The organism is Ligilactobacillus ubinensis (genome assembly GCF_024160875.1).
Classification (GTDB): Bacteria; Bacillota; Bacilli; order Lactobacillales; family Lactobacillaceae; genus Ligilactobacillus; species Ligilactobacillus ubinensis.
On sequence record NZ_JAIULA010000035.1, the window covers coordinates 1 to 13,740 of the forward strand.

A 13,740-nucleotide genomic window follows, 5' to 3' on the forward strand; every position below is an offset into this window, starting at 1 on the left:
TCATATGACCAGACGAAACACAAAAGATAAAACAATCATGTAAAAAATAACAAGGGGGAGGGGCGGTCATTATATCTGGTTCTATAATATATGGTACTGATAGAGAAAATATTCTATCGGTACCATTTTTTGTTTCGGCAAAGTGTTGCACTTAATTTGACAATTCAAGAGAGAAATTGAAGATTTTTTTTGACAAAAATACGAATATGATTCCAAAATTTTTCAATGAGTATCGTAATTCTCCGGTAATAATGAATTATTATATTTAAGTTATACAGCATAATTAAATAAAATGAAACTATTGATATATAATCGTAAGCACCTAATAGTCACCACTACAGCGCTTTATAAAGTGGAGGTCTTTTAATATTTTTTAGATAAAAGATATGATAAAATATGCGTATGTAAAGGGGGGTTAGAAATGAGTGGATTTGAAATAATATTACCTAATGAACAGTTACTCTCTATTGATGTTACCAATAAGGAATATTATAATTATGATTTTCAATCATTTTCGCTTGTTCCATTGCAACAATCTGCAAGTGTATTAGTATCAGACAATATTAAGCAAAAGTTGTTTTCTCATATTTCAGAAGCAAAACTAATTAGACAACTAGCTAATAAGGGTGAAAAGGAGTATGTTGCTAAGTTTACAGAGTATGCGAAAGAAAAACTGGAGTCTGGTGAATGGCAGCTAGGTATCAAAAGAGATACAGGAGAAAACTATGCAGTACTCAGAGACGCTGCTACTAAGAAGTTCAAGAGTAATGTAATATTAGAGAGTAAAGTTATTAGGGATTTAGGTAATTTGCCTGAGCTATCGGCTATACAAGGACAATTGGCAAATATCTCTGAGCAAATAGAACATTTGAATAAAGTAATTGGTCGTGTGGAGCAAGGACAGTATAATGATCGATATGCAGGTTTTTTTAGCGCAAGACAGTTAGTTATTGAAGGCCTTGCAACAATTAATACAAATTTACGGCAAGAATTGCTTGTTTCAGCAATTAGAACAAATAATGATACTATTGGAAAATTAATGCTTGTACTTAACCAAGATATAAATGATTTTTTGAATTTAAAAACAAAGAAAAAGGATGCTAAGAGAATAGATGGTTTCTTACAAAATTCAATTGGATATTTAAATTCATCCGTACAGTTAAACTTGGTAGCGTATACAGCATTAGGTGAGCAGAAACCCTTGTTAGCATCATTAGTCAATTATCAATCTTTTATTGAACAGATTTTATTGAAAAAGATTGACGATTCAGACAGGACAGTTGCTTGGGGGATAGACAATATACATGTTGGTACAGATGGTAAGTTCAGTGAATTATCAACGGATATTTCAAGTAAGATAACTACATTGCTGGAAGGTATAGAAACTGGAAAAATTGGAGATGTGGAAAATGAAAAAATCGAAACAACAGATATGTAAATTTGTAGGTTGTAATAAACAAGTGTATGCTTCGAAAATGAAATTTTGTGGTGAGCATGAGCGGGCATTTCAAGAAATTAAAAAAGTGGGAGGCAAATATGTCTTGGGTGCATTAACGTTTATAGCAGTCAGTACTTTGAAAAAAAAATGATTAGCTAATTGGAAATGCTTTAGATAAAAACAGATTTAAACAAAATAGCGTGACGATAAGAAATGCAGATAAATAGAAGCACTGTTTTCTATATGGGTTTCTATAAAAACAACAGTAAAAAAGTAATATTTTTGCACCTTGATTTTTTATTTTCAGCTTTGAGTATATAAAGAGTAGACACTTAATAACCGACTGACTATAGTTGATTTAGACTGTATTTAAATGATGTTGCTTGTTTTTCAAAAATGTGGTATTTATCTCGTTTGTATTAAAATTAATTCCTATCGTGACATAGATGGTTTGGCAACTGTAGTTATGAATCACTACATATTTAATCGTATATTGGGGTCGTACGGAGTATTACGCAATCAAAAACCGCAATTGTATATTATGATTATAAAAGTACTCGTTCAGAAAAATTTGCCCAAATTATCAATCAAAATTTTCATAGGTGTTCTCCAGTGTGATGGATATAGTGGATATAACAGCTTAGAAAATTCAAATACTAGAGTTGGTGGGTACATGTGTACCGAAAATTTTATGAAAATGTCACTAGAATTGGCGGCCAGTTTGAATATTTACAGGATATACTAGAAAAGATATCACAACTGCCAGAGTTCGTAAAAAATGAAGATTTGGAAGCTTATTTGCCATGGAATTGGCAAAAAAACAAGAGGCAAGAAATTATTTAGAATAAAAAGCAAACCGATTTCCAAGTTAGATAAAAATCTACTTTGGAAATCGTTGTTTTTATTAGGTGTTTACTGCGTACTTTTATAACTATGCATTTTATAAAGCGTTTTCAAAAAAGTGACTATTGAAGTGGACAAACAATTATTTTTAAGTTAGTTAGAATAAACTATAATTTAAATTGACAAAGGGGGGTGAAAAATTGACAACTTCAGTAAGTAGAGGAAAAATTATAAATTATCTCAGTAACCAAATTGGATACATTGATGCTCAAGAAATTGCAGATCATTTTGGAGTTTCAAAAAAGACTATTTATCGAAAAATTGATGCTATAAACAATGTAGAAGAGGGGGCAATTATTTCAAAGAAAGGACAAGGTTTTAAACTTAATACAAATTTCTCTTTTAAAACAGAGAAGATAGTTAATAATCAATTGGATGAGCCAATTAAAAGAAGGAATCGTGTTTTTTTAACTTTACTATTTAATTCTCCCAGTTTTGTCAGTTACAGTTCGCTTTATAAAAATGCATATGTTAGTCAATCTACAGTCAAGACCGATATAAAATTTTTAAGAAAAGATGCAGATAGATTTTTTCTTAAATTTAAAGTTACTACTAATAAAATAGCCGTTATTGGAAATGAAAAAAATATACGAAATGCGATTAATTCAATTTTACAGTTTGATTATGATAAAAATAATGCCTTCATAAAGGGAATTAATAAATTTGATGATCAGTTTATTCGTGAACAAATAAAATTTATTGAGACAAGCACAGGGTACCAACTCCCTTATCCATATAATATCAACATTTTTTCTCATATTTATATTCTGATAAAAAGATCTAGGAGAAAAAGTTCATTTAAAAGTGAGGAGGCAAGTTTTACAGAAAGTTCCAATAATCCGGTGCTATATAGAATTTCTAGCATGATTATCGAAAATGTAGAGAATTATATTGTCCATAAGTTACCTAAATATGAGATTAAATATCTGTATAACTATCTAATAGCATCTAGATTAACTGCTACTGGTAAAAAAGAAAATGAAGTTAGTATTGTTTATTCTTCAGAAGTTGAAGCATTTACTAAAGATTTAATTATACAAGCGAATATTTATTTAGAAATAAAAGAAGATTTAAAAAACTTACAGCACGATCTTGTTAAACATGTTGGTCCAATGATTAATCGTTTAAAAAATGATATTTCTATAGAAAATGGTATTTTAGAGGATATTCAGTCTGAGTATCAAAATCTGTTCGATGTCTTGAAAAGAAGTCTAAAAAAAATTTGTGAAAAATATAATTTACCGATTACTTCTGATAATGAAGTTGGTTTTATAACTCTCTATTTTGCCAAATATTTAGAAACAGTAGCACATAAATATCATGTTTGGATTGTTTGTGCTAGTGGAGTGGGTACTTCTGAATTGTTGAAGGTTAAAATAAATAATAGTTTTAAAAATATAGTTGTTGATGCAGTTTTGTCGTCTGTGGATGATAAATTAAATAACATTCCAGAGGATGTCGATTTGATTATTAGCACTGTTAATTTAAATAAAAATATTAGTAAGAAAATCGTTATTGTTAGTGCATTATTAAATAAATTAGATAAGGAAAAAATTGATAATGAGCTCAAATATTAAAGAAGCAGTTGTAATTATAAATTTAAAGGATCAAGATGCTTTATTTGAATATGCAACAACGCTTTGCAAGTTTTTTAAAAATAATATTAAAATAAACAAAGTTAGAAATGCAATAATTGAACGTGAAAAGCTGGGAGATACCTATATAGGAAATAATCAATTGATTTTGCATATTGTTGAAAATGGAATAACAAATAATTTTATTGTTTATAGTAAGTTAAAAAGAAGTATTCATTGGCAATCGCTTAGCAGCAATAAAAAATATGATATCAACAAGATAATTTTTTTGGGTTATAGTGACAATAAATCAGAATATGCGAAACCTAAACACTTATCAGAAATTTATGAGTACCCAGAAATTTTAGATGATTTAACAAAAAAATTGAAAATATTTGAAATTAAAGTTTTGAAATAAAGAAGGCGGTAGAATGACTATTAATCAAGAGTTCTTTTCTGAAAAAGCACTGTTGTTTGATCAAGAAGCAAATAACAAAGAAGAAGCAATTAAAAAAATTGCGATTCTTTTATTAAATAAAAAAGCTGTGATTGAAGATTTTATACCAGCAATTTTATTAAGAGAAGAAAACTATCCCACAGGTTTAAAATTGTCCCGTGGAGTTGGTGTAGCTATTCCACACACAGATGCTGATAAAGTTATAAAAAATCAAATTGGTTTCATTTCGTTAAAAAATCCAGTTACATTTAGACAGATGGGTAGTGAAACAGAAACAGTAAAAGTTAATTTGATTTTTGTGTTATGTTTGAAAGAATCTCATGAACAACTTGAGATGTTACAACAACTAATGAGTTTATTTAATAATGAAGAATATATAGAAAGTTTATTAAAATGCAAAAATGAAAGCGAATTCTTAGATGCTTTTAAATCGAAGTAATGAAAAAACAGTAGATTGATTACAGCAAAATGGATATCGCTATAACAAGTTAATAAAATTATTTTACGAGGAGTGAGCTATTATGCAAATTGTGCAATGGATTGTTAATCTAGGTGCAAGTGTATTTTTACCAATTCTATTATTTATTTTTGGAATGGTTTTGGGTATTAAACCAGGAAAAGCTTTTAAAGCTGGTTTGACAGTAGGAATTGGATTTATTGGTTTAAACTTAGTAATTAATATTTTAACAACAAATTTAGGTCCTGCAACAAAATTAATGATAAAAAATTATGGACTTCATTTGCAAACAATTGATGTTGGGTGGCCTGCAGCTTCAGCAATTGCCTATGGTACAGCACTTGGTGCCATGGCTATTCCAGTAGGGGTTATTGTGAATGTCATATTGTTAATTTTTGGTTTAACTAAAACGCTTGATGTAGATATTTGGAATTATTGGCATGTTGCTTTTGCTGGGTCAATTCTATATATGTTGACACACAATATGTGGCTTGGAATATTTGCTATGGTTGTAGTAACAATGTTCACATATTTTTTTGCAGATTTAAGTGCTCCAACTGTGGAAAAATATTATGGACTAGAAGGAATTTCATTTCCGCATGGTCTTTCAGCACCAGGCTATGTTTTTGCATTACCTTTTAATTGGTTATTTGATCGTATTCCAGGATTAAACAAAATTCACGTGAATGCTGAAACAGTACAAAAAAAGTTAGGTATTTTTGGTGATACAACTGTTTTAGGAGCAATTATCGGATTAGTAATTGGTATTTTAGCAAAGATGACTGTAGCTAAAATCTTAGGACTAGCTGTGAACATGGCTGCAGTTATGATGTTAATGCCAAGAATGGTGTCATTATTGATGGAAGGATTAACGCCAATTTCTGAAGCAGCTAATATAATGGTTAAAAAGCATTTTCCAGGCAAAAAACTATATATTGGAATGGATTCTGCACTTGCAATTGGACAAGAAAGTGTATTATCCGCATCACTGATATTAATTCCGATTACTTTATTTTTGGCAGTTATACTACCAGGGAATCGCGTATTACCGTTTGGTGATTTAGCTACTTTGCCATATTTCTTTGCTTTATTTGCGGCAGTTTTTAAAGGTGATATTTTAAGAACAGTTTTAGCAGGTATTGTAGATATTTGTATCAGTCTATATGTAGCTACATGGGCTGCTCCGGTTATTACTGAATTGGCTAAAGCAGCAAGTTTTAATATGAGTGGAAATTCTTCAATTTCAGCTTTGAGTGATGGAGGTCTTTGGACGAACTATATTTATTTGATGATTGGGGAGAAGTTTGAATGGATAGGAATGATCGTTTTATTCTTGATAGCTTTTGGACTTTTAGTTTGGCTGAATAAATTAAGAAAGACAGATGAAGCTTGAGGATGATTTTAATATCAGAAAGGAAGATTCTTATGAAAAAATTAATGGTAATGTGTGGCAGTGGAGTAGCGACATCAACTGTTGTCATGGGAAAAATTAAAAATTGGCTAGCTAATGAAGGATTAGAATCTGAAGTTAAACTTTATCAAAGTAAGGTTGCGGAAGAAGTGAATCATGTAGATGATTATGATGTTGTTGTTTCAACGACACTTGTTCCTGAAAGCATCAAATCAAAAGTCATCAACGGTGTACCTTTACTTACAGGAGTTGGTACAGATGTAGTATTTGGAAAAATTAAAGCAGAATTAACTAAATAAGAGGTAATAACATGTTAATAACATCAAAGGATTTATTGAAAAATGCACGAGAAAATCATTATGCGTTTCCGCATTTCAATTATTGGGATAGTAATTCTATTCGTGCCGAGATTTCAGCGGCTGAAGAACTTAACTTACCAGTCATTCTAGCATGGGCTGAAAAGCATTCATCTGAGATAAGCATTTATGATGCACTGACATTAGGAAAATATTTTGGCTCTAAAGCAAAAGTTCCAGTAGTTTTGCACTTAGATCATGGAACTAATCCTGATTTAGTTGAATGGGGTATCGAAAACGGATTTACTTCAGTTATGATTGATGCTTCTGCAAAAAGTTTTGATGAAAATGTCAAAATTACAAAAGAAATAGCAAACTTTGCGCATAAACGAGGAGTAGTTGTGGAATCAGAAATTGGACATGTTGGAACTAATTCAACAAATGATAGTAGTATGTATACAGAAAAGGATGCAGCGCTTAAGTTTGCTGAATTAACAGAAACTGATTCGCTTGCAATATCAATTGGTACCTCACATGGAGTTTATAAGCAAGGGACACCAAAACTAAACTTTGAAAGGCTTGCTGATATTAGGGAGACTTTACCTATTCCGTTAGTCCTTCATGGTGGATCTTCTTCAGGTGATGAAAATTTGAATAAAGCTATTCGAAATGGAATTACAAAAGTGAATATTTATACTGATTTGGCAAATGCATCTATGCAAAGCTTAAAAAACAGCAACTTTAATAATGAACCAGAGATGGCAAGTATACAGAGAAAAAGTATATCAGAGTGTGCTAAACATTATTTTAAAGTTTTTGAAACTACTAAATATAAATATCAAGTATAAGGATTGGTATAACTATGAGAAAAATTCAAAAACCATTTTTTATCGTAAATCCAAAATCATATATTTATGGGAAGGATATAATAAAACTTGCAGTAATAGCAGATAAACTTGCTAAAAAGTATCAGGTAGATTGTATTTTTACAGGGCAATTAATTGACCTTCCAAGTATTAAAAGTCAAACTCAAAATTTAATTGTTATGGCACAAACAATGGATGAATTGAAACCGGGAAGAGGTATGGGACATGTTTTAGCTGAGGCTTTAGTTGAAAAAGGGGTTGAGGGTGTTGTATTGAATCATGCAGAGAAACCTTTAACACTTTCAAAACTTGATGCCACAATTAAAAGAGCTCATGAAAACAATTTGATTACAATTGTTTGTGCTGATACACCAGAACAATGTAGAGCAGTTGCTGAATTACATCCAGATATCATGATTTGTGAACCAACTAATTTGATTGGTACTGGAAGTATAAGCAATGAGAATTATGTAAAGAGTACCATAGATGCAGTTCATTCAGTAGATAAAAGTATTTTGATTATGCAAGCAGCAGGCGTTAGTACCGCTGATGATATTAATAAGGTACTCCTATTAGGTGCAGATGGTACCGGTGGAACAAGCGGCATTATCAAAGCCGAAAGTTGGGAAGATAAACTTAATGAATTGATGTCGGCATTGGCTAAGTTCAAAAGGATGTGATTCGATGAAAATCTATCAAAATGACATTAAATTAGAAACGCTTTCGAGAGTAACATATATTGATATAACAGAAAAAGTAAAAAAAGAAATTAAAAATAGTAAAATAGAAAATGGAATTTGTTTAATTCAAACTTCTCATACTACGTGTTCAATATTATTTGAAGAATATGTTCATGATCACGACTTTAATGGAGATGAGTATTTACAAGCGGATTTAAACGATATTCTTGACAGACTAGTTCCTAGAGAATTGACTGAAAATAGAAATTATAAGTATCCAGGTCCAAAGCATGTTGAATTTTTGAGTGAGTTAGCAAAGGAAAATGCCAACTATCCCAATGATCCTGGAACGATTTTGAATGGTGATGCTCATATTCGTGGATCTTTATTTGGTGGTAACCAAACATTTGCAATAAAAAAGGGGATACTATTGACTGGATCAGTTGGTTACATCTACTTTGTTGATTGGGATCAAAATCGTAATCGTAATCGAATTTGTCATATATTGTTAATGGGTGATTAAAGCTTTGGAAAATTGGGTTAGAATAACTATAATGAATTTTGTTAAGCATTTCAGAATTTTAAAATATAGAATATAAGAATTATAGTGTGTTTTTAAAATGATTAAATATAGTTTAAAATTAAAGTAAAGATTTAGTATGTTCAGTTTTAAAAAAAGAGACGCAAATTAACAAAAACACTTGAAATAAAAAAGTATTTATCGTAGAATAAAGTTATCAAAGGATTGTTACCGCTTTCTAAAGCGGGCAAAACCTGATAATAGATTATTTTTACTAGTTGTTTAAACTTCTTAGCAGAAATATGTTTATTATTCAGGTTTTTTTGTTACTTGCAAATAAAGAAAGGGGATGTTTTATGAAGATTATTTATTGAGATATTGCCATTGTACTAAATTTAATCATTGTAAGAATAATTATTTTGGATCGTAATCACACGATAAAGTGAGCGAAACCAATGCTTAAGTAGTGCCTACTCAGGGACTGCAAGTAAGCATTGGCTTTTTATTTAGGGAGGTTTTTTTATGACAGTTGTAGGTGCAAGAATTGATAATCGTTTGCTTCATGGAATAGTTGCTACAAGTTGGGCGCCAAGGTCAAACGCCACACGAGTTATGGTTATTGACGATGATGTAGCAATGAATTCAGCGGAAAAACAAGCGATGCGACTTGGTCGGCCAGCAGGTATGGCTACGTCGATAATAACGAAAGAAGTGGCATTAAATAATTTTAAAAAACATAAGTATGACAAGCAAAGAGTTTTCATTGTATCCAAAACACCTGATATATTTTTAGAGTTGTTAAATATTGATGTTGAAATTTCAAAACTAGTTTTGGGAGGTACATTAACAGATGATACAGCAATAAAAGTAACTAATAGAGCTTATATAAGCCAAGTTCAAATACCAATCTATCAAAGCATTCTAGCTAAAGGTTGCACAATAGTTTCGCAATATGTACCTAATGATAAAGAAGTAAATGTCAGAAAATTTATTGATAGAGGTGAAAAATAATGGGACTTACTGCATTACAAGTAATTTTAATTACAGGATTAGCATATTTTAAAACATTAGATATTTCTACAACTCAAATATTTGCATTTGATACTATTATTTTCGGAGCTATAACGGGTTTAATTTTAGGTGACTTTAAGACAGGTCTAGTTACTGGGGCAACATTACAATTAATGTCTTTAGGAGTGGCAGCATTAGGTGGCGCTTCGATGCCAGATTATCCAGTAGCAGCTATTATCGCAACAACAATAGCCATTACGACAGGAAAGGGTATGGCTGCTGGACTAGCGTTAGGTGTTCCAGTTGGCATGTTGTGTATTAACTTTGATGTTCTTTTGAAGTTAATTAATTCTGCATTTGCTCGTAAAGCACAGTCATATGCAAAAAAGAAAGAATTTAAGAAGATGACACGAATAATTCCAATAATGACGTTATTGTATCCATTGCAATCGGCAGTACCTGTTTTCTTGGCAATTGTTTTTGGCAAACCTGTTGTTGAAGCAATACTTAACTTTATGCCTGATTGGTTTACCGTTGGATTAAATGTTGCAGGTGGTATGTTGCCTGCAGTTGGTATTGCAATGTTATTGACCTACATGCCATTGAAGAAATATGGCTATTGGTTGTTAATAGGTTTTGTGTTGGCGGCATATTTAAAGTTAGCAACTTTAGGATTAGGTTTATTAGGAATTGCTGCAGCCATTCCAACGTACCGGCAATTGGTTGCTCAAAACGAGAGCAAAAAAGCAACGAATAATGTAGGCAGTGGTCTAAACGAGGAGGACATGCAAGATGAATGAGAAACAAAAAAATGGTGTACTTACAAAAAAGGATTTGATTAAAACATCAATCAGACATTATATTGGGATAAGTACTTATAATTATGATTCTGGAATGGCAAGTACGGTCGTTTGGGAACAGTTTCCAGCTCTAAGAAAAATATATAAGGATGATGATGAACTTGTTGCTGCATTAGATAATCACTTTAAGTTTTATAACTGCCATCCATGGTTATCAGCTATTATCACTGGAGCTACATTAGCCATGGAAGAAAAAGATGGTATTGAGTCTAAAGATGCTGTTCAAAACTTAAAGGCTGGTTTAATGGGTCCTTTCTCAGGTATTGGCGATACAATAACATGGGTTATGTTACCAACTATTTTAGGTGCCATTGCAGGATCGATGGGGAAACAAGGAAATGCCTTTGGTATGTGGCTTTTTGTATTAGTTTTTGCAACTTTGTTTGTTTTGCGCTCATATCTTTATATTTTTGGCTATAATCAAGGGGTTAATTTAATAACAAATTTGGGAGATAAATTAAATGCATTCACAGATGCTATATCAGTATTAGGATTAACAGTTATAGGTGGAATTATTTCATCTACGGTTAATTTCAAATTAGCATTATCTTTTAATCAAGGTGGAGTTAAACTAAGTGGTCAAAGTGTGCTAAATGAGTTAATGCCATCATTATTACCAGTGGCTCTAGTTGGATTGCTATATTGGATGATGAAAAAAGGTTTTAAGATGACAACCTTAATTTTAGCAGTAATTGTAATTGCAATGTTAGGTGCTGCTTTTGGAATATTTAAAGTATAATTAAGCGAGGTTAATAATGATGCGTAAATTTTTGATTATTACCCATAAAACTCTAGCGGCTGGTTTTAAAGATAGTATTGATTTTTTTACTAGTAATGGGAAAAATATAATCGCCATTTCTTCATATGAAAATGGGAAAAATAAATTTCCTGATGATGAAGTTGAAAAAGTAATAGCAGCAACAACAAGTGATACACAACTATTTATACTAACTGATTTGTTGGGAGGAAGTGTTAATCAAAAATGTAGTCGGTATGTTGATAATAACAATATTGTTGTTATTACAGGAGTAAACCTGTCGTTAGCACTTGCTTTAGTGCTTGAGCCAAAAGGTTATATATCATTAGAAAGAATTCAAGAAATAATTAATCAAGCAAAAGAGCAAATGGTATTAATGAACACTTATTTAGTTAATAATGTAGAAAATGATGAATAATTCTAGTTTTTAGTAGTTACTAGTGTAATGAAGGGTTTTACTATGAGAATAATTAAAGTATTCAATAATAATGTTATTTTGGCTGAAGATGAGAAGCACAATAAAAAGATTTTATCTGGGCGAGGTATTGGTTTTCAAAAACATAAAAATGATTATATAAATATTAATGATGAAATTGAATTATTTGTTAGAGAGAGTAAGAATCCTGAGTGGATGAATTCATTTCTTAATTTAATAAATGAAATTCCATTTAGGTATATTTTAACAACACGTAAAATTATTGAGAATGCAGAAAAAAATTTGCAAGTGAAATTCAATCCTTTTTTACTGATTTCACTATCAGATCATATCTATTTTGCAACAATTCGAGCTAAAAAACATAATGCTATTGCAATTATGGATGACGTTAGGAATGTTTATCCATCAGAATATAAGGAAGCGAGAAATAGTCTGCAACTTATAAATAAAGAAATACAGGTAAGTTTAGATGAAAATGAAGCTAACTTTTTAGCAATTCATTTTGTTGAAAATGAACTTGCGCCAACTAGTGAAAAAGTCACAATTAGAAATCCAATGATAGAAAATAAATGTATCAATGATTTACTTAAGGTTATAACAGATAATATTGGATTTCCAGCGCATGCAACAACATTAAGTCGTTTGACAATCCACTTGCGTTTTTTGTTGCGAAGAATAGATAGTACTGGTGACGTCAAAAGCTCAGAAATGTCATCAAGACATGATAATGGATTATATAATGAAATTAAGCAAAAATATCCAGAGCTAATAGCGGTTGAGTCTAAAATTATAGAATATCTCAAACATATATGGAATTATAATTTATCAGATTCGGAAAAATTATATTTATTAATTCATTTGCATCAGATAACGGAAGACGCAGATTTTTCAGATTCAGATAGTGATGAATAGGAGGTTTTCTAATTGGAGATTACAGAAATAATTCAAAGAATAAAGAATTATTATCAAGGAATGCTAAATGGTCAGCGTATTGATGATGAAAAGACACGTGATCAAGTGTTATATGGTAGTACGAAACAAGAGTGTACAGGTATCGTAACTACAATCTGGGCTTCTACGGCGGTTATTGAACAAGCTGCTAGATTGGGGGCTAACTTAATTATTTGTCATGAAGCATTATTTTGGAATCATGGTGATCAACAACAATGGCTAAAAGAAAGTAACAATCAAACATATCTGGCTAAAAAAGCATTATTGGATAAAAATCATATAACCGTATGGCGAAATCATGATTATGTGCATTCAGGTATTCCAGTACAAGATGGAACATACTGTGATGGAATTTTCTGGGGGTTCGCTAAGTACATGGGATGGGAAGAGTATTTTGTAAAACCAGCAAAAGATAAATTATTACCAATAATGTTTAACTTACCAGAAACTAAAACAATAAATATTGCCAATGAATTGATTGCTAGATTTAAGCTAGAGGGGGCAAGAATCGAAGGAGATCCAAATACAATTGTAAAAAAAGCTATAATTCCGTATCATAATTTAGGTGACGCAAAACAAGAAATTGAATTGATTGATAAAGAAAAAATAGATTTGGTAATTGGAATGGAGCTAATTGATTTTACTTTAGCGGAATACATTCATGACAGTAGCATGCTTGGAAAAAATAAAAGTATTGTTACCGTTGGACATTTTAATACGGAGGAAGCAGGGATGCGCTATATGGCGGAATATATCCCTGGTATACTAAAAAATAATATTCTGTGTCAGTTTGTTCAAGCCGGTGACATGTATCATTATGTAACGGATTTGAAATAATATTCAGGAACTTTTACGAGAGTAAGTGTCAATCGATGAAAACCGGTTGATGCTTTTTTATTAGAGATGAGTAAATTTATTAGATAAATAGAGTCTTGAATGTACTATGAAAAGGGGAAAAAAGCAATTAATAGTTCGTGATGTTTTGTGGAAAGTTGGATAATTGGCAAAACAAACAACATTAATAGATTATAACAAAACGATCTCTCTGCACTACGCCCTGTCAAGTTGACAAATGAAATAATATAAAATTGAATCTATCTCTAAGCGGCTTCATTACAGTATT

General features: G+C 31.1%; 17 protein-coding genes. All 17 read left to right on the top strand.

The annotated features are described in order from the left end of the window. Positions 1–421 precede the first annotated feature (421 nt). The 17 genes from LB941_RS11835 (at position 422) to LB941_RS11915 (ending at position 13,454) form a co-directional block, all read left to right on the top strand. Complete coding sequence (locus tag LB941_RS11835) at positions 422–1,438, top strand: hypothetical protein (protein ID WP_253362189.1); 1,017 nt, start codon at positions 422–424, stop codon at positions 1,436–1,438. Then, positions 1,410–1,589 carry a hypothetical protein gene (locus LB941_RS11840; RefSeq protein ID WP_253362191.1) on the top strand — a complete coding sequence of 60 codons (180 nt, stop codon included), beginning with the start codon at positions 1,410–1,412 and terminating at the stop codon, positions 1,587–1,589. The genes LB941_RS11835 and LB941_RS11840 overlap by 29 nt, the downstream gene beginning before the upstream one ends. 524 nt (positions 1,590–2,113) lie before the next feature. Further along, positions 2,114–2,281, top strand: coding sequence for a hypothetical protein (locus LB941_RS11845; protein ID WP_253362193.1), 168 nt, complete (start codon positions 2,114–2,116; stop codon positions 2,279–2,281). Between the two features lie 200 nt (positions 2,282–2,481). Further along, positions 2,482–3,918 carry a BglG family transcription antiterminator gene (locus LB941_RS11850; protein WP_253362195.1) on the top strand — a complete coding sequence of 479 codons (1,437 nt, stop codon included), beginning with the start codon at positions 2,482–2,484 and terminating at the stop codon, positions 3,916–3,918. Beyond that, positions 3,902–4,333 (top strand): PTS sugar transporter subunit IIA, encoded by a 432-nt coding sequence (locus tag LB941_RS11855; RefSeq protein WP_253362197.1) that lies wholly within the window; start codon positions 3,902–3,904, stop codon positions 4,331–4,333. Before LB941_RS11850 ends, LB941_RS11855 begins: the two co-directional genes overlap by 17 nt. Positions 4,334–4,346: 13 nt before the next feature. Continuing rightward, positions 4,347–4,811: a PTS sugar transporter subunit IIA gene (locus LB941_RS11860; protein WP_253362199.1), complete on the top strand. Its 465-nt coding sequence runs from the start codon at positions 4,347–4,349 to the stop codon at positions 4,809–4,811. A gap of 82 nt (positions 4,812–4,893) precedes the next feature. Further along, a complete protein-coding gene (locus LB941_RS11865; protein ID WP_253362201.1) occupies positions 4,894–6,222 on the top strand; it encodes a PTS galactitol transporter subunit IIC in 1,329 nt (442 codons plus the stop codon). A gap of 32 nt (positions 6,223–6,254) precedes the next feature. Continuing rightward, positions 6,255–6,539, top strand: coding sequence for a PTS sugar transporter subunit IIB (locus LB941_RS11870; protein WP_253362202.1), 285 nt, complete (start codon positions 6,255–6,257; stop codon positions 6,537–6,539). 11 nt (positions 6,540–6,550) lie between these two features. After that, positions 6,551–7,384, top strand: coding sequence for a class II fructose-bisphosphate aldolase (locus LB941_RS11875; protein ID WP_253362203.1), 834 nt, complete (start codon positions 6,551–6,553; stop codon positions 7,382–7,384). A gap of 14 nt (positions 7,385–7,398) precedes the next feature. Further along, entirely contained in the window at positions 7,399–8,082 is a 684-nt protein-coding gene (locus tag LB941_RS11880; RefSeq protein WP_253362204.1) for a triose-phosphate isomerase, read from the top strand. A gap of 4 nt (positions 8,083–8,086) precedes the next feature. After that, positions 8,087–8,605: a YjbQ family protein gene (locus tag LB941_RS11885; RefSeq protein WP_253362205.1), complete on the top strand. Its 519-nt coding sequence runs from the start codon at positions 8,087–8,089 to the stop codon at positions 8,603–8,605. A gap of 519 nt (positions 8,606–9,124) precedes the next feature. Beyond that, positions 9,125–9,613, top strand: a complete 489-nt coding sequence (locus LB941_RS11890) for a PTS sugar transporter subunit IIB (RefSeq protein WP_253362206.1) — start codon at positions 9,125–9,127, stop codon at positions 9,611–9,613. Then, positions 9,613–10,413, top strand: coding sequence for a PTS mannose/fructose/sorbose/N-acetylgalactosamine transporter subunit IIC (locus LB941_RS11895; RefSeq protein WP_253362207.1), 801 nt, complete (start codon positions 9,613–9,615; stop codon positions 10,411–10,413). Before LB941_RS11890 ends, LB941_RS11895 begins: the two co-directional genes overlap by 1 nt. After that, a complete protein-coding gene (locus LB941_RS11900) occupies positions 10,406–11,212 on the top strand; it encodes a PTS system mannose/fructose/sorbose family transporter subunit IID (protein WP_253362208.1) in 807 nt (268 codons plus the stop codon). Before LB941_RS11895 ends, LB941_RS11900 begins: the two co-directional genes overlap by 8 nt. Before the next feature lie 16 nt (positions 11,213–11,228). Beyond that, positions 11,229–11,648, top strand: coding sequence for a PTS sugar transporter subunit IIA (locus LB941_RS11905; RefSeq protein ID WP_253362209.1), 420 nt, complete (start codon positions 11,229–11,231; stop codon positions 11,646–11,648). A 42-nt stretch (positions 11,649–11,690) separates the two neighbouring features. Next, positions 11,691–12,578 carry a PRD domain-containing protein gene (locus LB941_RS11910; protein WP_253362210.1) on the top strand — a complete coding sequence of 296 codons (888 nt, stop codon included), beginning with the start codon at positions 11,691–11,693 and terminating at the stop codon, positions 12,576–12,578. 12 nt (positions 12,579–12,590) lie between these two features. Further along, positions 12,591–13,454 carry a Nif3-like dinuclear metal center hexameric protein gene (locus LB941_RS11915; RefSeq protein WP_253362211.1) on the top strand — a complete coding sequence of 288 codons (864 nt, stop codon included), beginning with the start codon at positions 12,591–12,593 and terminating at the stop codon, positions 13,452–13,454. Positions 13,455–13,740: the final 286 nt, after the last annotated feature.

Bases quoted from the DNA above. Each gene is read 5' to 3' on its own strand.
- LB941_RS11835 (WP_253362189.1), top strand. From the start codon at position 422: ATGAGTGGATTTGAAATAATATTACCTAATGAACAGTTACTCTCTATT.
- LB941_RS11840 (WP_253362191.1), top strand. From the start codon at position 1,410: ATGAAAAAATCGAAACAACAGATATGTAAATTTGTAGGTTGTAATAAA.
- LB941_RS11855 (WP_253362197.1), top strand. From the start codon at position 3,902: ATGAGCTCAAATATTAAAGAAGCAGTTGTAATTATAAATTTAAAGGAT.
- LB941_RS11860 (WP_253362199.1), top strand. From the start codon at position 4,347: ATGACTATTAATCAAGAGTTCTTTTCTGAAAAAGCACTGTTGTTTGAT.
- LB941_RS11865 (WP_253362201.1), top strand. From the start codon at position 4,894: ATGCAAATTGTGCAATGGATTGTTAATCTAGGTGCAAGTGTATTTTTA.
- LB941_RS11870 (WP_253362202.1), top strand. From the start codon at position 6,255: ATGAAAAAATTAATGGTAATGTGTGGCAGTGGAGTAGCGACATCAACT.
- LB941_RS11875 (WP_253362203.1), top strand. From the start codon at position 6,551: ATGTTAATAACATCAAAGGATTTATTGAAAAATGCACGAGAAAATCAT.
- LB941_RS11880 (WP_253362204.1), top strand. From the start codon at position 7,399: ATGAGAAAAATTCAAAAACCATTTTTTATCGTAAATCCAAAATCATAT.
- LB941_RS11885 (WP_253362205.1), top strand. From the start codon at position 8,087: ATGAAAATCTATCAAAATGACATTAAATTAGAAACGCTTTCGAGAGTA.
- LB941_RS11890 (WP_253362206.1), top strand. From the start codon at position 9,125: ATGACAGTTGTAGGTGCAAGAATTGATAATCGTTTGCTTCATGGAATA.
- LB941_RS11895 (WP_253362207.1), top strand. From the start codon at position 9,613: ATGGGACTTACTGCATTACAAGTAATTTTAATTACAGGATTAGCATAT.
- LB941_RS11900 (WP_253362208.1), top strand. From the start codon at position 10,406: ATGAATGAGAAACAAAAAAATGGTGTACTTACAAAAAAGGATTTGATT.
- LB941_RS11905 (WP_253362209.1), top strand. From the start codon at position 11,229: ATGATGCGTAAATTTTTGATTATTACCCATAAAACTCTAGCGGCTGGT.
- LB941_RS11910 (WP_253362210.1), top strand. From the start codon at position 11,691: ATGAGAATAATTAAAGTATTCAATAATAATGTTATTTTGGCTGAAGAT.